Origin of the sequence: Bradyrhizobium sp. 33ap4 (genome assembly GCF_032654765.1) — a bacterium.
In the GTDB taxonomy this organism is placed as follows: Bacteria; Pseudomonadota; Alphaproteobacteria; order Rhizobiales; family Xanthobacteraceae; genus Bradyrhizobium; species Bradyrhizobium australafricanum.
Window position 1 is genome coordinate 1 of the sequence record NZ_JAUMTJ010000172.1, and the last position, 1,490, is coordinate 1,490.

The window sequence follows — 1,490 nt, forward strand, 5'->3', positions numbered from 1 at the left end:
TAGCAGGCTGTTGAAGAAGTCTTTGAACGGCGCGCGATGAATGGGATGTTGTCGCCGTTGAGGAGGCAAACCTCCCCTTCGAGTGAGCCGTCATCGTGCAGTTCGGCCCAACCGTCACCCTCGGCTGGCTCCATTTCGTCGTTTCCTTGCCAGGCGAACTCGACGGTATCGCCGTGGCAGGCTCCATGAATGGAACCGGTGAGGCAATCGAAGGCGAATTCGCCGCCGGTCACATCGAACAGGATGTAGGCGCCCGCCAAGGCCAGGTCGTAGCCCGGCGTCTCGACGACCTGCCATCTTCCCCGAATGCTCATGCCGGTGCCGCCAGAAGCTTGGGAAGCCGGATCAGATTGTAGGCTGCAAGCGCCAGGACGAAGACGGCATCCACGCGGTCACGGCCTCGCAGTTTGACCTTGGCCAAGCCAGCGGAACTCTTGATCCAGCCGAAGACTTCTTCGATGCGTTTGCGGCAGCGTTGGCTGACATCGTAGCCGCTGTGACGCGTGGTACGCGCGTCGATCGCCGTCTTGCGCCGTTTGCCGGTCTTACTCAGATGTCCATCGATCGCGATATGCGGGGTAACCGATCGATCTCTCAGCTCGTGCACGAACTGCGTGACATCATAGGCCTTATCCGCCCCCAGAGTGATCCGCTTCGCGCACCTCCGCCTGTCGATCATGGCAAGCGCAATCTCCCGTTCGGCGGTGCCCGTCGCTTGGCTCACCCCACCCAAAACCGCTAAACCGTTGCGGTTCTCCATCAGAGCATGGCCCATATAGCTCAGCTTGGCTGGCTGGCCGTCACCCTTCTTGTAGAGCCGCGCCTCAGGATCGGTCGTGCTCGCATGGGTCTCGTTGGATCGCTTCTCCTTGTGAAAGCTGCGCTCGGCGTTGCGTCCCGGACCGTCCTCGTCTTTGTCGCTGCCATCCTTCTTCCGGAAGCTCTTGATCGAAGCCCAGGCTTCAATCAGCGTACCATCCACCGAGAAGTGATCGCTCGATAGCAGGCGCTTGACCTTTGGCTGCGCCAAAAGCGCGTTCAAGAACTTGGCCGCAATCTCGCCTTCGAGCAGCCGGTCACGGTTCTTCGAGAAGGTCGAATGGTCCCAAACCGTATCGTCCACCCCAAGCCCAACGAACCAGCGGAACAGAAGATCGAACTCCATCCGTTCCATTAGATGCCGTTCCGAGCGAACCCCATAAAACGCCTGCAGGAGCATCGCCCGAAGCAACTTCTCCGGTGCGATCGAGGGGCGACCGAAGTCTGTATAGAGCTTGCCGAACTCCCCAGAAAGGTCGCGCAGCGTCGCATTCGCCAAGTCCCGGATTACCCGTAGCGGGTGGTCGACGCGAACCCGAGCCTCCAGGTCCACGTAGCTGAAAAGCGAGCCGGACCGTTCGTCACTTCCTCGCATCGTGCCCCCCGGTGAAATCTCGGCCCTAGAGAATCACGATACGAAACGCTTCGCTACCGGCTTCTTCAACAGCCTG

General features: G+C 60.1%; 2 protein-coding genes. Both read right to left on the reverse strand.

What is annotated here, in order from left to right:
• Positions 1 to 314 (reverse strand): hypothetical protein (locus Q2M23_RS43550; RefSeq protein ID WP_316399509.1); only part of this gene is annotated, 314 nt, incomplete at its 3' end.
• Entirely contained in the window at positions 311 to 1,414 is a 1,104-nt protein-coding gene (locus tag Q2M23_RS43555) for an IS5 family transposase (protein WP_316399510.1), read from the reverse strand. The genes Q2M23_RS43555 and Q2M23_RS43550, both read right to left, overlap by 4 nt.
• Between the last annotated feature and the right edge of the window lie 76 nt (positions 1,415 to 1,490).

Coding starts and splice junctions, on each gene's coding strand:
- Q2M23_RS43555 (WP_316399510.1), bottom strand. CDS start 1,414: ATGCGAGGAAGTGACGAACGGTCCGGCTCGCTTTTCAGCTACGTGGAC.